General features: G+C 73.3%; 23 protein-coding genes. 11 read left to right on the top strand and 12 right to left on the bottom strand.

Annotation, left to right across the window (positions count from 1 at the left end; all coding sequences use genetic code 11):
* Nucleotides 1–110, top strand: a 110-nt coding sequence (locus AB0C69_RS16265) for a DUF664 domain-containing protein (protein ID WP_360354090.1), incomplete at its 5' end; no start/stop codon positions are given.
* A 6-nt stretch (nucleotides 111–116) separates the two neighbouring features.
* Here AB0C69_RS16265 and AB0C69_RS16260 read toward each other — a convergent pair.
* From AB0C69_RS16260 to AB0C69_RS16250, 3 genes are all read right to left on the bottom strand, one after another.
* The gene (locus AB0C69_RS16260) at nucleotides 117–1,136 is read right to left on the bottom strand and encodes a TerC family protein (RefSeq protein WP_360354088.1); all 1,020 of its coding nucleotides are present in this window, start codon (nucleotides 1,134–1,136) and stop codon (nucleotides 117–119) included.
* A gap of 818 nt (nucleotides 1,137–1,954) precedes the next feature.
* A complete protein-coding gene (locus AB0C69_RS16255) occupies nucleotides 1,955–2,317 on the bottom strand; it encodes a DsrE family protein (RefSeq protein ID WP_345172894.1) in 363 nt (120 codons plus the stop codon).
* A 151-nt stretch (nucleotides 2,318–2,468) separates the two neighbouring features.
* Nucleotides 2,469–3,131 (bottom strand): GIDE domain-containing protein, encoded by a 663-nt coding sequence (locus tag AB0C69_RS16250; RefSeq protein ID WP_360354086.1) that lies wholly within the window; start codon nucleotides 3,129–3,131, stop codon nucleotides 2,469–2,471.
* Nucleotides 3,132–3,252: 121 nt separating this feature from the next.
* Between AB0C69_RS16250 and AB0C69_RS16245 the strand changes: the two genes are divergently transcribed.
* From AB0C69_RS16245 to AB0C69_RS16230, 4 genes are all read left to right on the top strand, one after another.
* Nucleotides 3,253–3,738: an FABP family protein gene (locus AB0C69_RS16245; protein WP_345172898.1), complete on the top strand. Its 486-nt coding sequence runs from the start codon at nucleotides 3,253–3,255 to the stop codon at nucleotides 3,736–3,738.
* Between the two features lie 461 nt (nucleotides 3,739–4,199).
* Nucleotides 4,200–4,616, top strand: a complete 417-nt coding sequence (locus tag AB0C69_RS16240; protein ID WP_345172900.1) for a transcriptional repressor — start codon at nucleotides 4,200–4,202, stop codon at nucleotides 4,614–4,616.
* 59 nt (nucleotides 4,617–4,675) lie between these two features.
* The gene (locus AB0C69_RS16235; protein WP_360354083.1) at nucleotides 4,676–5,662 is read left to right on the top strand and encodes a folate-binding protein; all 987 of its coding nucleotides are present in this window, start codon (nucleotides 4,676–4,678) and stop codon (nucleotides 5,660–5,662) included.
* Between the two features lie 79 nt (nucleotides 5,663–5,741).
* Complete coding sequence (locus AB0C69_RS16230) at nucleotides 5,742–6,233, top strand: hypothetical protein (protein ID WP_360354081.1); 492 nt, start codon at nucleotides 5,742–5,744, stop codon at nucleotides 6,231–6,233.
* A 25-nt stretch (nucleotides 6,234–6,258) separates the two neighbouring features.
* Here the strand turns inward: AB0C69_RS16230 and dtd are convergent, their stop codons facing one another.
* Complete coding sequence (dtd, locus tag AB0C69_RS16225; protein WP_353831414.1) at nucleotides 6,259–6,684, bottom strand: D-aminoacyl-tRNA deacylase; 426 nt, start codon at nucleotides 6,682–6,684, stop codon at nucleotides 6,259–6,261.
* Nucleotides 6,685–6,703: 19 nt separating this feature from the next.
* Between dtd and AB0C69_RS16220 the strand changes: the two genes are divergently transcribed.
* Together AB0C69_RS16220 and AB0C69_RS16215 are read left to right on the top strand one after the other, a co-directional pair.
* Entirely contained in the window at nucleotides 6,704–7,531 is an 828-nt protein-coding gene (locus AB0C69_RS16220; protein WP_353831413.1) for a 3-keto-5-aminohexanoate cleavage protein, read from the top strand.
* 162 nt (nucleotides 7,532–7,693) lie between these two features.
* The gene (locus tag AB0C69_RS16215; RefSeq protein ID WP_360354078.1) at nucleotides 7,694–8,671 is read left to right on the top strand and encodes an asparaginase; all 978 of its coding nucleotides are present in this window, start codon (nucleotides 7,694–7,696) and stop codon (nucleotides 8,669–8,671) included.
* Nucleotides 8,672–8,841: 170 nt separating this feature from the next.
* On the opposite strand, the gene AB0C69_RS16210 is transcribed toward AB0C69_RS16215, so the two are convergent.
* From AB0C69_RS16210 to AB0C69_RS16185, 6 genes are all read right to left on the bottom strand, one after another.
* A complete protein-coding gene (locus AB0C69_RS16210; RefSeq protein WP_360354076.1) occupies nucleotides 8,842–12,099 on the bottom strand; it encodes a DUF4132 domain-containing protein in 3,258 nt (1,085 codons plus the stop codon).
* Nucleotides 12,100–12,153: 54 nt separating this feature from the next.
* A complete protein-coding gene (locus AB0C69_RS16205) occupies nucleotides 12,154–12,555 on the bottom strand; it encodes a hypothetical protein (RefSeq protein ID WP_345172912.1) in 402 nt (133 codons plus the stop codon).
* 39 nt (nucleotides 12,556–12,594) lie between these two features.
* Complete coding sequence (locus AB0C69_RS16200) at nucleotides 12,595–13,842, bottom strand: MFS transporter (protein WP_360354074.1); 1,248 nt, start codon at nucleotides 13,840–13,842, stop codon at nucleotides 12,595–12,597.
* Nucleotides 13,839–14,537 carry an FCD domain-containing protein gene (locus AB0C69_RS16195; protein ID WP_345172916.1) on the bottom strand — a complete coding sequence of 233 codons (699 nt, stop codon included), beginning with the start codon at nucleotides 14,535–14,537 and terminating at the stop codon, nucleotides 13,839–13,841. Before AB0C69_RS16195 ends, AB0C69_RS16200 begins: the two co-directional genes overlap by 4 nt.
* 176 nt (nucleotides 14,538–14,713) lie before the next feature.
* Entirely contained in the window at nucleotides 14,714–15,121 is a 408-nt protein-coding gene (locus AB0C69_RS16190; RefSeq protein ID WP_360354071.1) for a hypothetical protein, read from the bottom strand.
* 61 nt (nucleotides 15,122–15,182) lie between these two features.
* A complete protein-coding gene (locus AB0C69_RS16185; RefSeq protein ID WP_360354069.1) occupies nucleotides 15,183–16,958 on the bottom strand; it encodes a DUF2207 domain-containing protein in 1,776 nt (591 codons plus the stop codon).
* A 216-nt stretch (nucleotides 16,959–17,174) separates the two neighbouring features.
* Between AB0C69_RS16185 and AB0C69_RS16180 the strand changes: the two genes are divergently transcribed.
* The gene (locus tag AB0C69_RS16180) at nucleotides 17,175–18,059 is read left to right on the top strand and encodes a neutral zinc metallopeptidase (protein WP_360354067.1); all 885 of its coding nucleotides are present in this window, start codon (nucleotides 17,175–17,177) and stop codon (nucleotides 18,057–18,059) included.
* Between the two features lie 48 nt (nucleotides 18,060–18,107).
* On the opposite strand, the gene AB0C69_RS16175 is transcribed toward AB0C69_RS16180, so the two are convergent.
* The gene (locus AB0C69_RS16175) at nucleotides 18,108–18,491 is read right to left on the bottom strand and encodes a DoxX family protein (protein ID WP_360354065.1); all 384 of its coding nucleotides are present in this window, start codon (nucleotides 18,489–18,491) and stop codon (nucleotides 18,108–18,110) included.
* A 175-nt stretch (nucleotides 18,492–18,666) separates the two neighbouring features.
* Here AB0C69_RS16175 and AB0C69_RS16170 point away from each other — a divergent pair, with 175 nt between their 5' ends.
* The 3 genes from AB0C69_RS16170 (at nucleotide 18,667) to AB0C69_RS16160 (ending at nucleotide 20,115) form a co-directional block, all read left to right on the top strand.
* Nucleotides 18,667–19,128 carry a helix-turn-helix transcriptional regulator gene (locus AB0C69_RS16170; RefSeq protein WP_360354063.1) on the top strand — a complete coding sequence of 154 codons (462 nt, stop codon included), beginning with the start codon at nucleotides 18,667–18,669 and terminating at the stop codon, nucleotides 19,126–19,128.
* Entirely contained in the window at nucleotides 19,125–19,580 is a 456-nt protein-coding gene (locus AB0C69_RS16165; RefSeq protein ID WP_353831408.1) for a hypothetical protein, read from the top strand. Before AB0C69_RS16170 ends, AB0C69_RS16165 begins: the two co-directional genes overlap by 4 nt.
* 172 nt (nucleotides 19,581–19,752) lie before the next feature.
* Nucleotides 19,753–20,115, top strand: a complete 363-nt coding sequence (locus tag AB0C69_RS16160; protein ID WP_221493399.1) for a DUF2516 family protein — start codon at nucleotides 19,753–19,755, stop codon at nucleotides 20,113–20,115.
* Between the two features lie 22 nt (nucleotides 20,116–20,137).
* On the opposite strand, the gene AB0C69_RS16155 is transcribed toward AB0C69_RS16160, so the two are convergent.
* A complete protein-coding gene (locus AB0C69_RS16155) occupies nucleotides 20,138–22,144 on the bottom strand; it encodes a hypothetical protein (protein WP_360354060.1) in 2,007 nt (668 codons plus the stop codon).
* Between the last annotated feature and the right edge of the window lie 115 nt (nucleotides 22,145–22,259).

Raw genomic sequence — 22,259 nt, 5'->3', positions numbered from 1 at the left:
ACTGGTCGGTCCGCCGGGTGCTCCTGCACATTACGAACGAGACGGCCCAGCACGCGGGCCACGCCGACATCATCCGGGAGTCGCTGGACGGCGCCAAGAGCATGGGCTGAGCCCGGTCAGCGGGCGGCCGGCTCCTCTTCGCGCGGCTTCTTCTCACGGCGCCCGCGCAGGGAGCCGGCCTTGGCCCGCTCCTCCGGGTGGTGGTGGACGCGGACCAGGCTGGCGCCGGTGGTGAACAGCAGGATCACCAGGATCACGCCCAGGGAGAGCGTCGTCGGGATCTCGGGGACGGACGTGGAGACGTCCTGGTGCAGGAACTCCAGGATCAGCTTGCAGCCGATGAACGCGAGGATCACCGACAGGCCGATCGACAGGTAGACGAGGCGTTCGAGCAGGCCTTCGATCAGGAAGTAGAGGGCGCGCAGCCCCAGCAGGGCGAACGCGTTGGCGGTGAAGACGATGAACGGGTCGTCGGTGACGCCGAACACGGCCGGGATGGAGTCCAGCGCGAACAGCAGGTCCGTGCTCCCGATGGCGACGAAGACGAGCAGCAGCGGCGTCATCACGCGCTGCCCGTCCTCGTGGGCGAGCATCCGCCCGCCGTGGAAGTCCTGGCTCACCGGCAGGATCCTGCGCGCGCGGCGGACGAGGAAGGTGTCCTCCACGTCGGGTTCCTCGTCGCGGTGCCGGATGAGCTGGACCGCCGTCCAGATCAGGACCAGCCCGAAGATCAGGAACGTGAAGGAGAACAGGTTGATCGCGGCGGCGCCGACCGCGATCAGGATCGCCCGCAGGACCAGCGCCGCGGCGATGCCGAACAGCAGCGTCTTCTGCTGGTACTCGGCGGGCACCGAGAACTTGGCCATGATGATCACGAAGACGAAGAGGTTGTCGACCGACAGGCTCTTCTCCACGATCCAGCCGGAGAAGTACTCGGTGCCCGCCGCCGACCCGGCGAGCGCCCACACCGCGCCGCCGAACAGGACCGCGACGGCGATGTAGAAGACCGACCAGAACGTCGCCTCCCGGATGTGCACCACGTGCGGCCGCCGGACGGCGACGAGCAGGTCGAACACGAAGAGCGCGATGATCAGTGCGATCGTCGCGCCCCAGGTCCAGGCGGGGATGTCGGCCATCCGGCGGCTCCAGTTTCGGGGGCGGGTCGGCAGTCCTATATCCGTTATCGGGCCGTTCTACCGTCGCGGCCTCCCGCCCCGGCCGTGAGATCCGGCTCCGGCGCGGGGCGAAAGCACTCAGGCGGGTCTGAGTATCCGCGCCGATGCCGCCGGGGCGGCCGGGGGGCGATGCTCCGGTCATGGACTCCTCTCGCTGGCGCCCGCCCGCTCTCGCGGCCAAGGCCGCCCTGGCCGCGCTGCTGGCGCTCGCCGTCGCCTTCCCCGAGTGGGACCGGTTCGCGGACAAGGCGATGGGCGTGCGGGTGGCCGCCTACCCCGCCGCCGTCATGATCGTCACCCTGGTCTGGGCGCTGCGCGGGCGGGGGCGGCCCTTCCCCTGGGACGTCGACCTCCTCGTCACCGCCCCGTTCGTGGTGGACGTCGCCGGGAACGCCGCCGACCTCTACGACACGGTCGGCTGGTTCGACGACGCCTGCCACTTCGGGAACTGGGCCCTGCTGAGCGCCGCCGCCGGTGTCGCGCTGCGCCGCTGGGCGCGCCTCGACGCCTGGACGCTGGCCCTGACGTGCACCGGCCTGGGCGCCGTCGCGGCCATCCTGTGGGAGTTCTTCGAGTACGGCGTCTTCATCCTCGACACCCCCGAGACCGTCACGATCTACCGCGACACCATCGGCGACCTCATGCTCGGCCTCACCGGCTCCACCGTTGCGGGGCTGGCGCTCGGCCTCTGGAGCGCACGGCGGCCTCGCCTCCGGGCGGCCGGCCCGGAGAGCGCGAGCCCCGGCGCCCGTCCCGTGCCGGCGGACGTCCGCCTCGTGTCAGTACACGAGGGCCTGGACGTCGGGAAGGGTGATCTCCTCGACGAAGGTCGGGGCGCCGGCGATGCGGACGCCGGGCAGGACGTCGTCCGGGCCGATGCCGCGGCGGGCGGCGCACTGGGTGCAGAGCGTGACGCGGCCCGCGGCGAGGACGACGCCGAGAAGGTCGTCCAGGGAAGTGGCGTGGGGCAGTGAGAACTCGGCGGCCCGCCCCGGCAGCGCGAACCACGCCGACTCCCCGGTCAGCCACAGGGAGACCGGGACCCCGCTCGCCGCGGCGGCCGCCGCGACCGTGAACGCCTGGTTGCAGCGCTCGGGGGCGTCCGCGCCAGCCGTCACCTTGATGACCAGTGGTCTTGCCATGAGGGGCACTCTAGCCCGGTGTTCCGCGTAGCATCCTGCGTTGTGGCCGGGTTGGTGAACGCGGGGATCCTCGTCGTCGTGCTGGGGCTGATGGCGGTCGCCGCCGTCCTCCTCGTGATCAAGCTGGGCCGGCTCAGGTAGCCCGGGCGCGTCAGCCGAAGAAGAGGTGGTCGACGGCGACCACGGCGGCGCAGGCGAGGAAGAGGGCCGCGCCTCCGCCGTACCCGATGCCCGTGAACATCACGGCGCGGCGCCGGTACTCGCGGCGCGTCCGCGTGCTGATGGCGTACTGGCCGGTCTCCCGGTCCTTGCCCACGGAGCCGCCGGTCGCGGTGCCGAGGACGTAGAGCGGCTGGTCGGCCGGCAGGATCCACTCCTGGTACCGGTACTCCGCGACCTCCCCGTCCACGCCGGGGATCTCCCCGTTGGCGGGGCGGCGCTCGTCCATCGTCTGGACGGCGCCGTCGACGGCCGCGGTGGCGGGAGCGATGAGAACGTGCCCCGACCCGTCCCGCAGAGGGAAGGGCGTCTTCGACTTCTCGTCGATGAAGACCCGCTTGCCGGTCTTCGCGTGGGCCGTCGCCTTCGTCCTGTACCAGGCGCAGGGACGGCCGGAGAACGGGGCGGGCTGGACGGCGAGGGCCGTCCCGCTGACCTGGCACGGGACGCCGTCGTGGAGCGCGGCGACGCCGGCGCAGTCCGTCTGGACGGCGCGGTGCAGGTTGCGGAGCCGGAGCCGCCAGACCCAGCCCGCGGCCAGCAGGCCCGCGGCGATGACCAGCGGAACCAGCATGCTCGCGGTGAGGAGCGACACGCTCCCATGATCGGGGCGCCGCCCGGCTTCGGACAGGGACGCCGGTCCCGGGCCGGAGGGGACGGAGCGCGGGGACGCGGACGGCCGCGGCGGGCCGCGGACGCCGCTACGCTCGGTGCCCATGGACGTTGAGCTGCACCCGGACCTTGAGCCGCTGAAGTTCCTCCTCGGCACCTGGGAAGGCGCCGGCGTGGGCGGCTATCCCACGATCGAGTCGTTCAACTTCGGCCAGGAGATCTCGTTCACGCACGTCGGGAAGCCCTTCCTGATCTACGCGAGCCGGACCTGGAAGATCGAGGAGGACGGCGCGCTCGGGCGTCCGCTGGGCATGGAGACCGGGTACTGGCGCCCGCGCCCCGACCACCAGGTCGAGGTGACGCTGGCCCACCCGACGGGCATCGTCGAGATCTACGTGGGGAACGTGGCGTTCAACCGGGTGGAGCTGCACACGGACGTCGTCGCGCGGACGGAGTCGGCCAAGGAGGTCACCGGCGGCCACCGCCTCTACGGGCTGATCGGCGAGGACCTCGGCTGGGCGTACGACATGGCGGCGATGGGCCACCAGCTCCAGTCGCACCTGTCGGCCCAGCTGAAGAAGGTCTCCTGAGCGCCGGAAGGGGCGGGCTCCGGGGGTGAGCGCCCCGGAGGCGGTCGGCCCCCGGAAATGAACGATCCCCGGACCTTCCCGCCGGGTGGCGGGCGATGGACAGGACGGGTCCATCGGTCCGGGGACCGGGTAACTGCCTGGTATTCGCCGGTCACCGTCGCGACCGACTACCTCTGCCCGTGGGCGGAGGATCCGAGGCGGAACGGCGACTAGCGGACAGCCACCTCGCGAGTCCTACAAGCAACCATTGGTTAGGACCACCTCCTTTCGCGCGTATCCCGAACGTATGCGACGCCCCCGCGGAGAGGCAAGCGGGTTTTCCGAGGGCTGAAACCGGACGTCCGGACCGGAGCCGGGCAGGTCGCGAAGCGATGCTGCGTTCGCCCAGGCCCGGTCACGTAGCAAGCCGCAAGGCGAGCGAAGTGGGCCGGGACTTCGGAAGCACAGCCTAGACTCGGTGCATGGTCGAGTCGTGGCAGGAGGAGCTGCGGGCGAAGGGGTACCGGGTGACCCCGCAGCGGCAGCTGGTGCTCGAAGCGGTCACCGACCTGGAGCACGCGACCCCCGAGGAGATCTGCACCGAGGTGCAGCGCACCGCGCGCGGTGTGAACATCTCCACCGTGTACCGGACGCTCGAACTCCTGGAGGAGCTCGGGCTCGTCAAGCACGCCCATCTCGGGCACGGCCCGCCGAACTACCACCTCGCCGCCGAGGCCGAGCACATCCACCTCGTCTGCCGGGGCTGCCACACCGTGGAGGACGTCGACCCGCGCGCGGCGGCCGGCCTGGCCGAGGTCCTGGCGCGCGACTTCGGCTTCGAGACCGACGTCCACCACCTGACCGTGTACGGGCGCTGCAAGGACTGCCGCGAGGGGTAGCCGGGACGGGGGCGGCCGGGGCGGCATGATCCGCCGGTCCGCGGCATAGTCTGGACGGCATGGAGAGCCCTCTGCTGCAGTCGCCCGGAGCCGTCGCCGCCGACGCGCCCGACCAGGAGGTCGCCGCGCACTACGGGGACCCCGCGCGGGAGCAACGCGCCCTGGAGGAGGGGACGGCGTTCGTCGACCGGAGCAACCGGGGCGTCGTCCGCGTCTCGGGGCCGGACCGGCTGAGCTGGCTGCACAGCCTGCTGAGCCAGCACCTGGACGGGCTGAAGCCGTCCGAGCCGACCGAGGCGCTGCTGCTCAGCCCGAACGGGCACATCGAGCACCACCTGTTCCTCGTCGACGACGGCGAGGCCGTGTGGGCCCACGTCGAGCCGGGGACGGCCCCGGCGCTGGTGGAGTTCCTCGACCGGATGCGGTTCATGCTGCGCGTCGAGGTCGCGGACGTGTCGGACGAGTTCATGGTGGTCACGGGGCCGGGCGGCCCCGGCGACGGCCGTCCCGCCTGGCCGGACGTCGCGGGGACGACGACGCGGATCGTCCCGCGGGGCGAGTTCCCGGCCGACCTCAGGCCGGCGGGGATGTGGGCGTACGAGGCGCTGCGCATCGCCGAGCACCGGCCCCGGTTCGGCCTCGACACCGACCACCGGACGATCCCGCACGAGGCCGGGTACGTGGAGACGGCCGTCCACCTGAACAAGGGCTGCTACCGGGGGCAGGAGACCGTCGCGCGCGTCCACAACCTCGGGCGCCCTCCGCGCCGCCTGGTGTTCCTGCACCTGGACGGCAGCGTCGACCGGTTGCCCGCGCACGGCGACCCGGTGGAGGTCCCCGGGGGCCGGACGGTCGGGTTCGTCGGGTCGGCGGCCCGGCACCACGAGCTGGGTCCGGTCGCGCTGGCGCTGGTCAAGCGGAACGTCCCGGTGGACGCCGAGCTGCTCGCGGGCGGCGTCGCGGCGGCGCAGGAGGTCGTCGTGTCGCCGGAGACGGGCGCGAACGCGCAGATCGCTCTGCGCCGCCGGCCCGCGAAACACGGGTAGCAGCCCGCCCCTGGGGCGAATATCGTCTGATAAGACGATTTCTGACCGCTCGGCGCCCGGGGAAGGTGGATTCCTACCGATGGTCCCGAACCTGGGGAAAGGGGAGCCGCCCGCGGCGCGGAGGGGAGGGACCCGGCGCCGCCCGCGCCGGGAGTCCGCTCTGACGTGGTGGACCCTGTTCGCGGCGATCGCCGGGATCGCGTGGTGGCAGCGGTCGTGGCGCCTCGCGCTGCTCGGCCTGCTGGCCTGGTGCCTGTACGAGTTCGTCCTCGTCCCCACCCTGTGCCGGGTCCTGACGCCGAAGGGCGCGGCCTGCACCGAGCGCACCCGGGGGCGGCTCTTCGCCTGCGGCCCGGCCCACCAGCGGCTCCGCAACGACGCGCTGTGGCGGCTCGCCGGGCTCCGCAACCCGTTCGAGCACGGCCCCGTCGGGGACGAGAGCGACACCGGGACCGTGGTGGTGTCCTCGGACGTGCGCGGCCGCCTCGTCCCGCAGGACCGCGCCCTCATCCTCCTCGCCGCAGGCGGGACCGTCGCGGCGCTCGTCGGCATGGTCTACGGGTTCCGCTGACCCGCGCGCCCGGCCGGCGGCGCCGTCAGACGTCCAGGATCAGCGTGATCGGCCCGTCGTTGACGAGCGCGACCTTCATGTCCGCGCCGAACTCCCCGGTCTCGACCTTCGCGCCCAGCTCGCGCAGCTCCCGGACCACCGCGTCCACCAGGGGCTCGGCGACGGGGCCGGGCGCGGCGGCCGTCCAGGACGGGCGGCGGCCCTTCCGCGCGTCCCCGTAGAGAGTGAATTGGCTCACGACGAGCAGCGGCGCGTTCACGTCGGAACACGACTTCTCGCCCTCCAGGATCCGAAGCCCCCACAGCTTGGACGCCAGTCTGCGGGCCTTTTCCGGGCCGTCGTCGTGCGTCACGCCGACCAGGACCAGCAGTCCCGGCCCCTCGATCGCGCCGACGACGCGCCCGTCCACGGACACGCTGGCCTGGCTCACCCTCTGGACTACAGCACGCATGACCATGCATTCTGCCGCCATGGGAGCAACGACGCTCATCACGGTGGCGCCCACGGGCGCGGAGTCCGCCAAGGCGGATGTCCCGGCCCTGCCCGTCACCCTGGATGAACTGGTCCGGACGGCCAAGGAGTGCGAGGCGGCCGGCGCGGCCGTGATCCACGTGCACATCCGCGACGACGACGCGCGGCCCACGCTCGACCCGTCCCGGCTGCGGGACACGGTGACGGCGCTGCGGGAGAGCACGGGCCTGATCGTCCAGTTGTCCACGGGCGGCGCGGTCACCGATCCGTACGAGGACCGGCTGCGCGTCCTCGACGCCGGACCCGACATGTGCTCGCTCACCTGCGGGACGGTCAACTTCGGCGACGACGTTTTCATGAACCCCTGGTCGTTCATGGTGGAGCTGTACAAGCGCACCCAGGAGCTGGAGGTCGTCCCCGAGTTCGAGCTGTTCGACCTCGGCCACATCACGGCGCTGCACCGCCTCCTGGACAAGCACGGGCTCCCTTACGGCGGGCACGTCCACTGCGACCTGGTGATGGGCGTCCCGGGCGGCATGCCGGGAGACGCCCGCACCCTGGTGGCCGCCGTCGAGGCCCTCCCGGAGGGCGCCACGTGGTCGGCCACCGGCATCGGCCGGACGTCCCTCCCGGTCATGTTCGCGGCCCTGTCGGCGGGCGGCCACCTGCGGGTCGGCATGGAGGACACGGTCACCTTCGCCAAGGGCCGCCCGGTCACGGCGAACGCCGAGCTGGTGGAGCGCGCGGCCCAGGCGGCCCGCCTGGCCCAGCGCCCTCCGATGGCGCCCGCCGAAGCCCGCGCGCTCCTCGCCACCAAGCCCCGCTGAACCCCGGCGGCGGGTCAAGCCGGGATGGGGCAACCTGGCCGTTTTCGTGGTGCCGGGTGCCGCTTTCATGGGGTCCGCCGGGTACGTGACCTTCGAGGTCACCGTTCCGGGGTGGGAGAGCGCCGGAGGCGGGCGCCGGTGTCGTGGTGATGGAGGAGTGCGGTGGACGTCAATCCTGTGCTGGTCGAGGTGGAGCGCTCCGGGTTCGTGGAGTCCCGGCATCGGGGGGCGGCGATCGGGCTGGCCGCCGACGGGGGCGTCGCGTTCCGGGCGGGGGAGACCGGAGCGCCGATCTTCCCCCGGTCGGCGAACAAGCCGATGCAGGCGGTCGCGATGCTGCGCGCCGGCCTCGAACTCGGCGGCGAGCTGCTCGCGCTCGCGGCCGGCAGCCACTCCGGCGAGGACTTCCACGTCGAGGGCGTGGAGAAGGTCCTCGCGGGCGCCGGGCTGGGAGCCGGCGACCTGCGCTGCCCCGAGAGCTGGCCGCTCGACCCCGCGACGCAGCAGGAGGTCGCCCGGACGGGCGGGGGCGCCTCCCGGCTGCGCATGAACTGCTCCGGGAAGCACGCCGCGATGCTCGCCACCTGCGTCACGACGGGCTGGCCCGCCGACTCCTACCTCGACCCCGACCATCCGTTGCAGCAGGCCGTCCGGGAGGTCGTCGAAGAGCTGGCCGGCGAGCCCGCCACGGCGGTCGGCGTGGACGGGTGCGGGGCGCCGCTGTTCGCCGTGTCCATCGCGGGCGTCGCGCGGGCGTTCCGGGCGCTCGTCCTCGCCGAGCCGGGCACGCACGAGCGGCGCGTCGCCGACGCCATGCGGACGCACCCGCAGTGGACGTCCGGGACCCGGCGCGAGGAGCGGCAGCTGATGGACGCCGTCCCCGGGCTGCTCGTCAAGTGCGGCGCGGAGGGCGTGGACGCCTTCGCGTTCGCCGACGGGCGCGCCGGCGTCGTCAAGATCGACGACGGGGCGATGCGGGCGCGGACGCCCGTGACCGTCGCGCTGCTGCGCGCCCTCGGCGTCCACGACGGCGCCGACCGGGTCGCCCTGGACGAGCTGGCGACCGTCGAGGTGCGCGGCGGGGACCGGGTCGTCGGCGCCATCCGCCCGGCGCCGGGCGTCTTCGACCGGGCGGTCTAGCGTTGTGTTCCCCAGTCCCGGCCCCCTTCGGGGCAGGCTCTGGCGCTCCTCCGGCGGCAGCCGGGCCACCATCGTCTCGACCAGGGCGCCGGTGTCGTAGGACGGCGGTGATGGCGGGGGCGGTGAAGCCGTCCAGGAGCAGCCGCCCGGGCATGCCGGCCCGCGTCGGTTCAGGGGGAGACGACGGCGGTGAGGTCGGCGAGCACTTCGGAGGCGGTCACCGCGTCCAGTTCGGCGAAGGTGTGAGGTGCGCCTTCGGACGCGCCGCGGGAGAAGTAATCGGGGGCGGGGTCGGCGCCGACCCAGACCGCTTCGAGGGTCTGATCGCCGGACGCGCTGACGGAGCCCGCGTACAGTCCCGTGGCCAGTGTGACGACGACGTAGCGGTCGGCGCCGGCCGGGCGGACGAGGCACGAGATCCCGCCGTCGGAGTCCACGGGGCCGCGATACCAGCCGCGCCGCTCCAGCCGGAGCACGTTGCCGAACGGCACCGTCACCCCCTCGAACCGGGCCAGCCGGGCCGCCGCCCTCTCCTCACCGGTGAGCGCGTGCACCTCCCGTCCGAGCTGCGGGAACGGCTGCATGATCTCGTAGTCGGCGAACAGCTGGGCCCAGGCCGGCAGCGCCTCCGCGAGGTGCAGCGGGTGCGCGATGGCGATGACGGCGTCGTCGGGCACCGTGACGGCGTCGTCGCCGACGTCGGAGAGGGTGCGGTCCTCCGCGAGCCGGAACGCCGTCACGGTGTCGCCGTGCTCGGCGATCCACACCAGGCGCCGCGCGATGTGCCACACCAGGGGATGTCCGGCGAAGAACTCGCGGAACTCCGGCAGCGGCCACCGGCGCCCCGTCGTCATCGCCCGTTCGAGGCGCTGGAGCTGGAGCCCGGCGAGGGCGCGGACGTCCTTCTTCAGGTCGGTGAAGCGCCGGTAGGCGGCGGGCGCCAGGGCGGTGTCATCACGCTGTCCCGGTTTGGGCAGGGACGACCGGTGCTTACCGGCCTCGTCGATGACGTAGGGCCTGAGCGCCTCGTCGAATCCGACGGTGAACCGGCGCGGGCCGTAATCGAGGACGAGTGTGCCGTGGACGTCCAGGCCCAGGTCGGGGATGAGGCGGTCGCCGAGCTGCTCGGTGGTGAGGCCGCGCGCGGCGGCGATCTCCCCGACCTTCTCCTGCGCCCGCAGTTTCAGCGCCTTGAACTTCACCTTCTGGGAGATGGCGTGGATCTCGCGCAGTGCGAGGTCGGACCCGATCGCGGCGAGCACGTCGAGCCCGCGCACCGCGTGGTGGTGGCCGCCCTCGCCCGGCCACGCCCGGACCGCCGGGACGAGTTCGCGGACGGTCGTGTCGTCCCCGAGCCAGGCCAGCGCGGCGAACTGCCAGGCGTTCCGGGGTTCGGCGCCGTTCTCACGCCAGTGCCGGAACAGCGCCCAGCCGAAGCGGGACAGCGAACTCTCGTCACACGCGTCCAGGACGCTTCCGAGGTCGGGATCGGGTTCGGCGGGCGTGGACATCGCCAGGAGCGTGAGCAGGTTCCGGACGGCGGGCACGGGCAGCGCGCGCTCCCGGCCCCGCAGCAGGACCTGCGGCAGCACCTCGGCGTTCACCGCCAGGTCCGCGGGCGGCTTCCGGCGGGGACGCGGCGCCTCGTCCGCCTCCGCGTCCAGGGCGGTCCTGATCGGCTCGACGGCCCGCTCGTCGTGCTCGCGCGCGAAGTCGAGGACGGCGTCCGGACCTTCCTGGGCGGCGACGAGGCGCAGGGCGTGCTCGGCGGCCTTGCGCGCCCTGCCGGCGCGGCCGACCGCGACCGGCACGAGGTAGGGGAGCGCGGCCCGTCCGTGCCGGGTGAACCATTCGGTCGCGGCCCCGCGTGCCGCCGTGCTCCGCTGGAGCCAGTCGGCCATCGCGTTCGCGACATCGCCGTCGAGGAAGGGCAGCAGCAGTTCGGCGCCGTTCGCGGGCCGGGCCCGCGCGTAGCCGAGCGCGACCGGGAGGGCGTCGAGCCCGTACCGCGCGATGATGACGCGGAGCCACGTGTCCGGGTCGTAGGGGTTCCCCTTCCTGCCCAGCCCGCGCTCGTGGCGCCAGTCGGCCTGCCACTCGGCCAGGACGGGGCGGACGAGGTCTTCGGGACCGGCCGCCAGGACCGCGCCCTGCCAGTAGAGCATCCGGCCCAGATCGGTCGTGGGGGACCGGGCCTCCTCGACCCGCCGGACCCAGGTCTCGGTGCGCTCGGCCGGAACCGGGACCCGCCCGAACGAGTGGTGGTTCGCGTCGACGATCGTGACGATCTCGCTGTTCAGCCAGGCGTCGCGCTCGCCCGGCGCCCACGCCATCGCCCGCTCCCGCGAGACGGGTACGCCTTTGACGACGACCGGCTTGGGCTTCGGCTCCGTCCGCTCCCACCGCGGGGCGGCCAGCGCGCGGGGCAGCTCGTCCGCCGTCGCGTCCGGAGCCCGGTCGTCGGCCGCCGTCAGTTCCTCCAAGACGGCGCGGCTCCCCGCGGGCAGGTCCGGGAGGGTCTGCCGCACCAGTTCCGCATTGGCCCGCAGGTGGTCGGTCAGCAGGGCGCGTGCCGTGGCGTCCCCCGCCGCCGTGGCGGCCGCCAGTACGCGGATCGCGCGGACTGGGAACCGGCGCATGGTGTCCCGGAGCGCCGCCATCATGTGAAGGTTGCCCGCGCGCTCCAGCATCTGCCGGAACGCCTCGTCGCCGGGCAGGCGACTCAGGACGTCCAGCAGGCCCTTGCGGCGCGGCGCGCTGTCGTGGAACAGGTCGAAGGCCTCGGCCATGAACGGGGCGATCGCAGGACCCACGCCGTCCGCCAGAGTGATGAGGTTCTCGACGTAATAGCAGTCGGAGACGGAGATATGGGCTCCGGCACCGAGGATTTCGAGATGCTCGGCCGAGCCCAGGGAACGGAGCAGCAGCTCCCGCGGCACCGAATGCGCAGGCGCCGCGCAGCATTCGGCCACCCAGTCGAGTTCGGTCGGGACGAGGTAGGCGGCGACCATCCGCCGTGCGGGCGTCGTGCGCAGCCCGTCGATGAGCGAGACGACGCGCCGGTACTCGGCGTCGCCGGTCTGCGCGATGAACGCGCGCAGGCGTTTGAGCGCTTCCTCCTGCCGCGACGGGTCCAGGTACGTCTTCTCGGCGCCGTGGACGGCCACGATCGCCGCCGCTTCCAGCGCGCTTCCCCTGCCGTCCAGGGGCTCGCGCACCACGGCGGTCAGCACCGGGTCGGCCTCGGTGCGGCCGAGGACTTTCTCGATGGCGCCCGCGTATGGTGCGAGCAGTTCGTCCTCGTGGACGTCGGCCGACGCGAGTTTCGGTCCCGGATGCCCGCCGCGCCGCGGATGCAGATGCCGCATCCAGGACCTCGGCATTTCGAGGGTGTCTTCGTCCGGAGGCGCGGCGCTCGACTTGATCATGCCGGGAGCGTAGTGAGGCCCGCCGACACCCGGGGGCGGATCGCCGGACGCCGGCTAGCGGTTCTCGGTGCTCTTGGACGCCCTGAGGGTCTCGAACTCCTCCTTGAAGATCGTCTGCTCGTAGAGGACGCCCTCGGGCCAGGGCTTCTTCGGTTCCCGCCCGGGCTGGGGGTTGTCCTTGCGGAACTCCTCGGGCTGGCCCTCCTTGGCCGGCGGGTAGCTGTGCGAGAACATCCCCGGGGCGTAGGTGTAGTAGCCGCCCTGCTCCATGCCGCGCTGGTTCAGCTGGTTGTTCCGGCGCGAGCAGTGCAGCTTCCTGGACGAGGCGGCACGGGTCGCGTACAGCCACGTCAGCAGGGCGCCGACGATCGCGAACGGAATGATCCAGACGAAGTAGCGGGCCCCCGTGGGGGCCGTGTTCGCCAGTACGGGGTCGGCGACGATCGTGGTGAGCAAGGCGACCACCTCCCGAGGCGCGGATCGGCCCACGCCAGGTCAGTTAGGGATGTGTCCGCTGGAACCGGTGTTAACCACGTCGGGCGCCGGGGAGGCGGGGGCGCCCACGGTGCGGAGCCGCCCGGCGGGCAGGCCCGGGACGGCCAGGGCGGCGCAGACGGCCAGCACGCCCAGCATCGGAACGGTCCATCCGCCGGTGGCGTCGTGCAGCGCGCCCAGGGCGAGCGGGCCGAGCGCCGCGATGACGTAGCCGACGCCCTGCGCCATCCCCGACAGCTGGACCGCGACGTGGGCGTCGTGGGCGCGGAGCCCGATGAACGACAGCGCGGTCGCGAAACCGAGGCCCTGGCCGAGGCCGAGGACCACGGACCAGCCCCACACCGAGGCGATCGGCGCCCAGGTCACCCCGAAGAAGCCCAGGGCGGTCAGCGCGACCGTGGCGATCACCAGGGGGCGCTGGTCGCGGGTCCGCCGGGCCAGCACCGGGACGGCCAGCGACCCGACCGCCTGGACCGCCGCCACCAGCGCCAGCACGGAGCCGGCGGCCGTCTCGTCCATCCCGCGGTCCTGGCAGAGCGTCGGCAGCCAGCCGATCACCACGTAGGCCAGCAGCGACTGCAGGCCCATGAACACCGTGACGTGCCAGGCCAGGCCCGACCGCCACACCAGCGCGGCGACGCCGGCCGGGGGCGCCGCGGGCGGCGCCGAGCGGGCCGCGCGCGCTACCCGCCGCGCCTTCGGCAGCCACAGCAGCCCGGCGAGCGCGGCGGGGATCGCGAGCAGGCCGAGCGGCAGCCGCCACGACGCGCCGAACAGGTCCTCCACCGGCACGGCGAGCCCGGACGACAGGGCCGCGCCGGCCGTCACCGCGACCGTGTAGACCGCCGTGACCGTGGTGATCCGGGACGGGTGGTCCCGCTTGATGATGGCCGGCACCGCGATGTTGCCGATGCTGATCGCGATCCCCGCGACCAGGGAGCCGGCGAACAGCGCGGCCACGCCGCCCGGCAGCCGCAGCAGGAGCCCCGCGACGAGCAGCGCCATCGCGCACACCAGCAGCGTCTCGCTGCGCGGCGGGCGCCGCAGGAAGGCGGCGGCGAGCCCGTAGGAGCCGAAGAACGCCAGCGGCAGCGTGGTGAGCGCGCCCGCCGCCGTCCCCGACAGCCGGAAGGCGTCGCTGATCTCGGTCAGCAGCGGCCCGACCGCCGCGATCGCCGGACGCAGGTTGACCGCCAGCAGGACGATCATCAGCAGGGCGCCGGCCAGCCCGGCGCGCCGCCCGGTCACGCGTCCTCGCCGGGCGCGTCGCCGAGCAGGGACTGCAGGACGGCGAGGGTCGGCTCCACGACGGCGGCGGCGGCCGACGCGGCCGCCTCCGGGTCGCCCGCCGCGATCGCGTCCAGCACGGCGCGGTGCCGGGCCGGACCCGCCTCGGGCACCTCGCGGTCCATCCGGATCGCGCGCATCGACTCGTGCAGCCGGTCGATGAAGAACCGCATCGCCTCGATCAGCACCGGGTTGCGGGACGCCTCCGCGACGCCGAGGTGGAAGCGCGCGTCGGCGGCGCCGAACGCGTCCGGCTCGGTGGCCTCGTCGCGGGCGCGGAGCAGCTCCTCCAGCCGCGCCAGGTCGGCGCCGGTGCGGCGGCGCGCCGCCAGCCGGGCCGCCTGGACGTCGTAGGCGAGCTGCACCTCGAAAACGTCCCGGGCGGACGCGCGGGACACCCGCCGCAGCAGCGGGCGCGGGTCGGCGGTGCTGCGCACGTACGTCCCGTCGCCGCGGCGCACCTCCAGAACCCCGACGTGCGACAGCGCCCGGATCGCCTCCCGGACGGCCGGACGGCTGACCCCGAGCTGCGCGGCCAGTTCCAGCTCGGCCGGGATCCGCCGGCCGACCGGCCAGGCGCCCCCGCTGACCTGCGCCTGGAGCTGGTCGAGGACGGCGTCCACCGTCGACCCGCCCGGTACGGGACTCAACGCCACGAAAGCCTCCAAAAGTAAGATGTCAGACATCTTACGGGGGCGGGTCCGGCGCGGACCCGCGGTGGCGGCCGGGAGGGGTCGCGGCTGCCACCGCGGGCGTCCACGGCGCCCGCCGGGCGTGGCGCGGGGTCGCCGGATCCGGCGGGCGGCGCGTCCTTCGTTCCAGCCGCTCCGCGTCAGCGGAGCCTGGGAAGGCCGAATCTGCGGCGGCTCCTGGCGGGCGGCTCGGCGCGGACCCTCTCGGCCTCCGCCCGTCCTCGCTCGCGGGCCGCCTCCTCTTCCGCGCGCCCCCGCTCGACATGGGCCATGACCTCGCGGTGGGTCACCGACGGGGCCGGGTCGCGGCGCGTCCGCTGCGACGGGCTGCCCGTGATCACGCCGCCCATGACGGGCCCGCGGTGGGACAGGCCGTCCTCGGAGCTGGGGGGATAGTGGTGGCGCCTGCGCGACGTCGTCAGCACGACCGTCACCCAGGCGATGAGCGCCACGAAGATCACGGCCGGGCCGACGGCCATGAAGTAGGCGTCGCCGAGGCGGTTGGACTGGGCGGCCAAGGGGGCGGCGAGCACGGCGCTGGCGACCATGGGGCGACACCTCCTCGCCCCAGGCTTTACCCGGCGTCAGGCGGTTAACCGCCCGGCGCCGTCACAGCCCGCGCGACTGGGAGATGGAGCCCGACGTGGCCAGCGTGAACGTGCGCATCGACTCGGCGAACTTCGACAGGTCCCATTCCGCCGGGCCCTCGTACCAGTAGAGGTTGTCGGCCCCCTCCGCGCGCTCGCCCGCGTCCTTCACCGTCTCGGCCCACTTCGCCACGAGGTCGAACACCACCGCGTAGGGCAGGAACCGGGAGAACAGCGCGATCCGCTGGCGCGCCGCCATGGAGCCGTCGTCGGGGAGGGCGCCGCGTTCCAGGAACGCGCGGAAACCGATCGTGTGCGCGAGGACGGTGGCGCCGCGCGAGGTCTTCGCCGGCATGTACTGGCCGCCATAGGCCAGCGCCGCGCCCGCGATGATCAGCGCGAGCCCGGCCAGCGCCCACTCGGTGGTGAGCGCCAGCGCGACCGTCCCGGCGATGCCGAGCAGCGTCACGAGGATGCCCGCGACCGTCCACCGGGACCGGACGGTGTCGGGCCGCCGCGCGAACCAGCCCTGCTTCACCACGTCGTCGTACATCGCGGACCTGACCTGCGTCAGCTTCGTCGCGAACGTCCCGCCGAGCTCCGACAGCCGGACGGCGTCGCGGGCCGACCCGTCCGGCGCCGTCAGCAGCGCGTCCAGCAGGATCCGCTCGTAGGGGAGCAGGTCGGCCTGCGGGCGTTCGAGGCGGCGCAGCGTCCAGTCGAGGCGGCCGGTGACGGCCCGGTCCTCCTCCTCGATCAGCAGGTAGCCGCGCACGGCGAGGTCGACGATCGTCGCGGTCACGTCGATCACGTCGGCCTGCTCGTCGATCAGCGTGCCGATCTGGCCGGGCCGCACCCCGTTCGGCGGCTCGAACTCCGTCCCGGCCACCGGCACCTGGTCGCCCTCGGCGGCCCGCTTGCCGACGGTCCGCGCGTCCCGGCCGCGCAGCAGGTACAGGGCGAGGACGCCGCCCACGAGCAGCACCAGCAGGCCGGCGAGCGCGGCGCCGGTCACGGCGTTGACGGAGAACGCGGTCGCGACCGTGTGGCGGCGCTCGTAGATCGCGCGCCCGCCCGTCGTCCCGGCGGGCAGGCCCGCGACGACCGTCAGGTACTCGCCGGGCAGCATGCCCTGCTGGGCGAAGACGCCCTGGGTGTGCGTGTGGTTCGTGTAGTACTGCGTGCAGCCGATCGTGCTGCCGATCGGCCCGGTGAAGCAGTTGACGTTGCGGATCATCGCGCCGCCCTCGACGACCGCCTTGGCCTCGTCGAGGGGCACCTTCCAGCCGCCGACCACCGGCCAGCGCAGCTCCTCCGCCGCGCCCATCCGGGTGATCGCGCCGCGCACGTCGTACTCCAGGACGACCGTGTGGTCGCCGGTGAGCTTCCGGTCGCCCGCCACCTTGACCGTCGTGTTCAGGCCCGAGGCGGACGCGGTGGCCCTCGTGGGCCCGCCGTCCGGGCTGGCGGCCCGCAGGTTCTCGATCCGGTGGACGCGGTCCTCGGTGACGCTCTCGTGCGTCCTGGTCGGGTACGTCCGCTGGAAGCCGTCGTGCCCGGCGAACCGGTAGACGATCGTCTCCTTCACCCTGACCGTGCCGCCCTGGACCGCGGTGAGGACGACGTCGTCCTTGAGCACCCGCTCGGCCGCGGGACCGGACGCCGCCGCACCGGCCGCGGACGGCTCGCCGGCCTCGGCCGCCGTCGCGGAAGTGCAGGTCAGCAGGGGGGCGGCCAGGGCCGCCGAGACCACCAGGACCGCCGGACGCGACCGGAACATCGCCGCAAGAGCAGACATGGCCGCAAATGGTATCGGGAATGCGTGCGATGATTCTGCGCTATGGCAGGTCACTACCCCCCGCCGCCCCCTCCGCCGCGGCCTCCCGGACCGCCCTACGGCCGCCCGCCGTACGGTGGGCCGCCGCAGGGGAGTCCGCCGTACGGCGGGCCGGGGTATGGCGGTCCGGGCTACGGATCTCCTGCCTACGGGCCCCCGCAGTACCGGTACGCCCCGATGCGCCCGCCGCCGCGCCGCAGCGCGGGCGGGACGATCGCGGGCATCTTCGGCGGGCTCACGTCCCTGGTGGTCCTGGCGATCCTGGGGATCTCGCTGTTCGGCGGCGGCCGGGACGCCGCCGGCGGCACCGGGACGCCCACCACCACGGCCGGCGGCCCCTCGACCCCGCGGGAGAAGGCGACCAACAGCAAGCTCTACAGGACCGGCCCGCTCACGCCGGTGAGCTGCCGCCTGCCGCAGATCCAGCCGTCCGCCGAGTCCATGCGCGGGTTCATGGACACCCTGAGCGACTGCCTCGACGCGACGTGGACCAAGCAGTTCACCAAGGCCGGCGTCGCGTTCGACAGGCCCGACCGGGTGTTCTGGGTCGAGCCGGGGCGCAGCCCGTGCGGCTCCTACCCGGCGCCCGGCGCGTCCGCGTTCTACTGCCCGGCCAACAACACGATGTACGTGGGGCTCCGGCACGTCGTGGAGACGTCCGGCGGCGAGCCGCTGTCCCACTACGCCGTCTACGCCCGCGTGATCGCGCACGAGTACGGGCACCACGTCCAGGACCGGGCCGGGATCCTGCTCTACGGCGACGGCCAGATGGAGTCCGGCGACACCGCCACCCGCACGGAGGCGAGCCGCCGCATCGAGCTCCAGGCCCAGTGCTTCGCGGGCGCGTTCCTCGGCAGCGAGCGCACCACTCTCCCGATGACCCGCGAGCAGTACACGGCCATGGTCAACGACGTGCTGGCCAGGGGCGACGACCGCCAGCCGCCGGAGAAGCGCGACCACGGCTCGGGCCGCCACTACGCGGGCTGGGTGGTCGCCGGCTTCAACGGGCGCGACCTGACCGTCTGCAACACCTGGATCGCGCCCCCGTCCAAGGTGAGCTGACCCCGCCGTCCGTGGGGAACGGCGGGGCATGACGGTTCCCGCGCACGGTCAGCCGGTGAAGGGCCAGGGGCCGAAGCGGCCCACCGCGATGAAGAGCGCGATCGCGAGGTAGAGCAGGTTCAACGCCACGAACCCGCCTTCGCCGCGCCTGCCGTGCGTGACCATCGCGCCGACCATCAGCAGCACCCAGCAGGCGGCCGTCACCGGCACCATGACCGGCGCGACGCCGACCACGGCGGGCAGGACCAGGCCCGCGGCGGCGAGGAGTTCCAGACCGCCGAGCGCCTTCACGAAGCCGTCGCCGGCGCTCCCGGTCCACTGCCCGCCGGGGGCCTCGGCGAGCTTGGCGGTGGGGACGAAGACCTTGGTGAAACCACCGGTGAGCGCCACCGCGGTCAACAGCCCCGCCGCGATCCAGAGCGCCGTGTTCATGAGCTTCCTCCTTGGTGGGACGAGTGGTTCGTCCCCAAGACACCGGCGCCGCGACCCGTGTGACACCGCCCGCCGTGACCTGCGCCACCTGGCATTTCAGGCATGTGAGCCGTTTCACCACAAAGTGCTAGCTATGGTGCTTGCAATAGCAAGCACCATGACGGAGAGTGGAGACATGGCGAGTTCGAAGGTCGGCTCCATCGGGGAGTACATCCGGGAGCAGCGGACGCGGGCGAAGATCTCGCTGCGCCAGCTGGCGGACGTGTCCGGGATCTCCAACCCGTACCTGAGCCAGATCGAACGGGGCCTGCGCAAGCCGAGCGCCGAGATCCTGCAGCAGATCGCCAAGGGGCTGCGGATCTCCGCCGAGGTGCTGTACGTGCAGGCCGGAATCCTGGAGGACCGCGAGGCCGACACCGACGTGCAGGCCGCCGTGCGGGCCGACCTCGTCCTGACGGAACGGCAGAAGCAGGTCCTGCTCGACATCTACGCGTCGTTCCTCAAGGAGAACGAAGCCAGCGGCGTCCTCGGCGCCGAGCACGACGAGCCCGCCGAGACCGCCGAGACCGCCGTACCGGAAGAGACCGGCCCAGAACAGGCCGGACCACAGCAACAGGGAAAGGAAGAGGTCGGATGACGCTGGCCAGCAACCTCCGTGAGAACAAGGCCGTGTACGCCGTGGCCGGCGCCGGCGACTTCGCGGTGGAGAAGATCCGTGAGGTCCCCGAGCAGGTGACCAGGTACCAGGGCGAGGTCCGCGAGACCGTCGACCGCTACCGCGTGCAGGTCCGCGAGACCGCCGCCCGCTACCGCGGCGAGGTCTCCCGGTACCAGGAGCGCGTGGACGCCAAGGACCTGCCGGGCGCCGCCGTCGCGTACGCCACGCACTTCGGCACCCGCGCCGTCGAGTTCATCGACGAGCTCGCCGAGCGCGGCAAGAAGGTCGTGCACCGCGAGGCCTCCGAGGTCGCCGAGATCGCCGCGACCGACCAGGCCGCGCCGAAGCAGGCGTCCAAGGCCCGCACCGCGCAGCGCCGGACGGCGCAGAGCCGGGCCACCGGGCAGTCCCGCTCCACCACGAAGAAGTAACGGCGCCGAACGACGGAGCCCGGCCGGGAACACCCGGCCGGGCTCCGTCGTCCCTACAGGTGCCTGTTCCATCAGGCCGCCCTGGTGGACGGTGCGCATAGGGTTGCGGTGAAGGAAGACCCGCGTGCGACGAGGAGTCGCCGTCCGAGACGAGCAGGAGCGCTGATCGCCGATGTCGGGCTTCAACGTGCTGGACTACTTCTTCTGGCTGCTGCTGATCATCGCGTTCGCGATGGAGGCGTGGGCGCTGGTCGACTCGCTGACCGTGCCCGTGAACGCCTACGCCGCGGCGAGCAAGCAGAGCAAGAAGCTGTGGATGATCATCCTGATCGTCGCGACGGTGGTCGGCGCCGCCTACGCGGTCGCGCCGGTGGCGCTCGGCGCCAGCCCCATCGCCCTGCTCCTCGGCATCCTCCCGGTCGCCGCGTTCATCGCCGCCGCCGTCTACCTGGCCGACGTCCGCCCGGCCGTCGGCCCGTACAAGAAGAACGGCGGCCGCGGCGGCTCCCGCCAGGGCCCCTACGGCCCCTGGTAGCAAGATCGCCGACCTGGGCGTGTTACGCGGGCGGGTGTTTCTGGGCGTGGTGCCAGGCGTAGGTGAAGCGGTCGGGGAGCGGTCGCCAGATGAAGGGGTTCCGGGGGTCCTCCGCGTCCGCCGCGGCCTTCAGGCCGGCCTTCCACGCCTCCTGGGGCGGCGGGCCCTGGGTGTAGGGGCCCGGGAGGAAGATCTTGCGTCCGTCGCCCCGGTACTCGTGCCGGGCCACCAGGTCGCGGGCCACCAGGGGCTCGGCGGCCTTGCGGAGGCGGGCTGGGGTCCAGTGGTTCCACTTCCGCACGTCGCGGTCCGTCGGCGCGGTCAGGGTGAGCAGCTGGAGGTAGAGCGCGGCGGAGTCCGGCGGGACGTCCAGGCGCCCGGCCGCCTCCTCCACCAGGGACGGCGCCGACGCCGACGGATCGGCCTCGTACGCGCCCTCCGGCAGAGCCCCGGACCGGATGCGGCGCGCCATGGCCTCGGCGCCCTTCCCCCGCAGCAGGCGGACCCGTTCGAAGGTGTGCCTGCTGTCGCGGGACGCGTCCACCACTTCGGCGAGGCGCTCGGTCCGGTCGTCCACGCCGTAGAGGGCGGGGCGGAAGAACAGGCTCGCGAGCCGCCGGTGCTCGATGAGTGAGGCGACCGTGAGGCCGTCGTCGACGTAGTCGACGGTGAGTTCGCTCGGGCCGCTGTAGGGGGTGGTCCCGAACCTGCCGGTGATCGCGTCCAGCCCCTGCGACCCGGTGTCGAAGAGGCAGGCCGGCAACAGCAGGCCGGGGTGGGCCAGCCGCTGGAGCAGCAGGTCGTAGGCCGCGGAAGCGCCCTCCCGGACCGGGTCGCCGGCGGGCAGCTCGTCGTAGGACCAGCGCAGCCCGAGCAGGACGGCTTCGATCAGGTTCCGGAGTTGGAGCGTCTCCGCGGCGGGAACGCACTTCTGGTGCCTGTACTTGGGGGTGTCGTCGGACTCCAGCCAGGTGTCCAGATCCGTGGTGAGCAGCGGGACGGCGCCGGGATCGATCAGCCATTCGCACAGCTGGGCGCCGGTGACGTTCGGGGCCACCGTCTCGGCCGCCTGGACGGTGGCGGGCGGTGCGACCGGCTTCGCGCCGAACCGCTCTTGCCACGCCTGGGAGAGGCGCAGCGCGACCTCGCCGAGGCCGCCGGGCTCCCACAGCTCTTCCGGGTCCTGAGGGAGGACGCCGGCGAGGAGTTCGAGCCGGTCCTCGTCGGTGTGCCCTTCCAGGTCGCGGAACCAGGCGTCTTCGAGGTCGCGGAACGTCACCTTGAGGGTCTTGCGCGCCTGGGGTGACAGCTTGCCGGCCTTGGCGTTGGGGTGGCCGAGGAACCCGCACAGCGCCACGCTCGCGGTGGTGCGCGACAAGCCGGTCTTCCCGGCCAGCAGGTCCACGGCCTTGCGGTCCCAGGGCACCGGGCCCTTGGCGCGGACCAGGGCGACCAGGCGGGTGAGCTGATCGGCGGTCCCCCATCCCAGGGGCGCGTCGGCGACTTCCACGACGTCGCCGAGGGCGGGCGGGGAGCTCTCGTCGAACGCGCGGTCGAGGAAGGCCAGTTCCGGATTCTTCTGGGCGACCCATTCCGGGTCGGCGCCCCCGATCGTCACGGCCGCCCCGTGCTCGTCCCGCGCGGCGGTGACGCTCGCGGCCACGCGTCCCCTGCGCAGCCGGACGGCGGGGTCGGCCATGGGCGTGCGCGACCAGAGCTCCAGCAGGGCCAGCAGGGTCTCCCGATGGGGATCGGCGGTGACGGGCGAGACGGCCCGCAGCGCGACGGCCCCGATCCGTCCGGTCAGCGGCCCCCACGGGCAGACATCGGACGTCTGCCCGGCCACGGCCGTCGCGGGGTCCACCGCTCCGGCCAGGAACCGGCCGACCATGTCGATGTGGGCGAGCGTGCTCCTGGACGGCCCGCCGAAGCCGGATCTCGTCACGAGTTGGCTCAGCGCGGCCTCCGTGCCGCGTTCATGCTCGGAAAGTCGCGCGGGGCCGCCCGGCCGCCCTGTCTCGTCTGCCACGGCCGCAGTTCTACACCGCGCCGGAGACATTCGCTGATTTTTCGCCCATCCGATCGGCGGGAGGCGGGCGCTGAGCCGGGCACCGGCCGGCGGGCGCCTCCGCCGGCCGGCGCCC

This window comes from Actinomadura sp. NPDC048032, assembly GCF_040653175.1.
GTDB lineage: Bacteria > Actinomycetota > Actinomycetes > Streptosporangiales > Streptosporangiaceae > Spirillospora > Spirillospora verrucosospora.
Note: the sequence above shows the minus strand (reverse complement) of the source record. Positions and strands in the feature narration are given on the sequence as shown.

Coding starts and splice junctions, on each gene's coding strand:
- AB0C69_RS16185 (WP_360354069.1), bottom strand. CDS start 16,958: ATGTCTGCTCTTGCGGCGATGTTCCGGTCGCGTCCGGCGGTCCTGGTG.
- AB0C69_RS16255 (WP_345172894.1), bottom strand. CDS start 2,317: ATGGCAAGACCACTGGTCATCAAGGTGACGGCTGGCGCGGACGCCCCC.
- AB0C69_RS16160 (WP_221493399.1), top strand. CDS start 19,753: ATGTCGGGCTTCAACGTGCTGGACTACTTCTTCTGGCTGCTGCTGATC.
- AB0C69_RS16245 (WP_345172898.1), top strand. CDS start 3,253: ATGGACGTTGAGCTGCACCCGGACCTTGAGCCGCTGAAGTTCCTCCTC.
- AB0C69_RS16170 (WP_360354063.1), top strand. CDS start 18,667: ATGGCGAGTTCGAAGGTCGGCTCCATCGGGGAGTACATCCGGGAGCAG.
- AB0C69_RS16220 (WP_353831413.1), top strand. CDS start 6,704: ATGGGAGCAACGACGCTCATCACGGTGGCGCCCACGGGCGCGGAGTCC.
- AB0C69_RS16240 (WP_345172900.1), top strand. CDS start 4,200: ATGGTCGAGTCGTGGCAGGAGGAGCTGCGGGCGAAGGGGTACCGGGTG.
- AB0C69_RS16175 (WP_360354065.1), bottom strand. CDS start 18,491: ATGAACACGGCGCTCTGGATCGCGGCGGGGCTGTTGACCGCGGTGGCG.
- AB0C69_RS16210 (WP_360354076.1), bottom strand. CDS start 12,099: ATGATCAAGTCGAGCGCCGCGCCTCCGGACGAAGACACCCTCGAAATG.
- AB0C69_RS16190 (WP_360354071.1), bottom strand. CDS start 15,121: ATGGTCGCCAGCGCCGTGCTCGCCGCCCCCTTGGCCGCCCAGTCCAAC.
- dtd (WP_353831414.1), bottom strand. CDS start 6,684: ATGCGTGCTGTAGTCCAGAGGGTGAGCCAGGCCAGCGTGTCCGTGGAC.
- AB0C69_RS16260 (WP_360354088.1), bottom strand. CDS start 1,136: ATGGCCGACATCCCCGCCTGGACCTGGGGCGCGACGATCGCACTGATC.
- AB0C69_RS16235 (WP_360354083.1), top strand. CDS start 4,676: ATGGAGAGCCCTCTGCTGCAGTCGCCCGGAGCCGTCGCCGCCGACGCG.
- AB0C69_RS16165 (WP_353831408.1), top strand. CDS start 19,125: ATGACGCTGGCCAGCAACCTCCGTGAGAACAAGGCCGTGTACGCCGTG.
- AB0C69_RS16180 (WP_360354067.1), top strand. CDS start 17,175: ATGCGCCCGCCGCCGCGCCGCAGCGCGGGCGGGACGATCGCGGGCATC.
- AB0C69_RS16230 (WP_360354081.1), top strand. CDS start 5,742: ATGGTCCCGAACCTGGGGAAAGGGGAGCCGCCCGCGGCGCGGAGGGGA.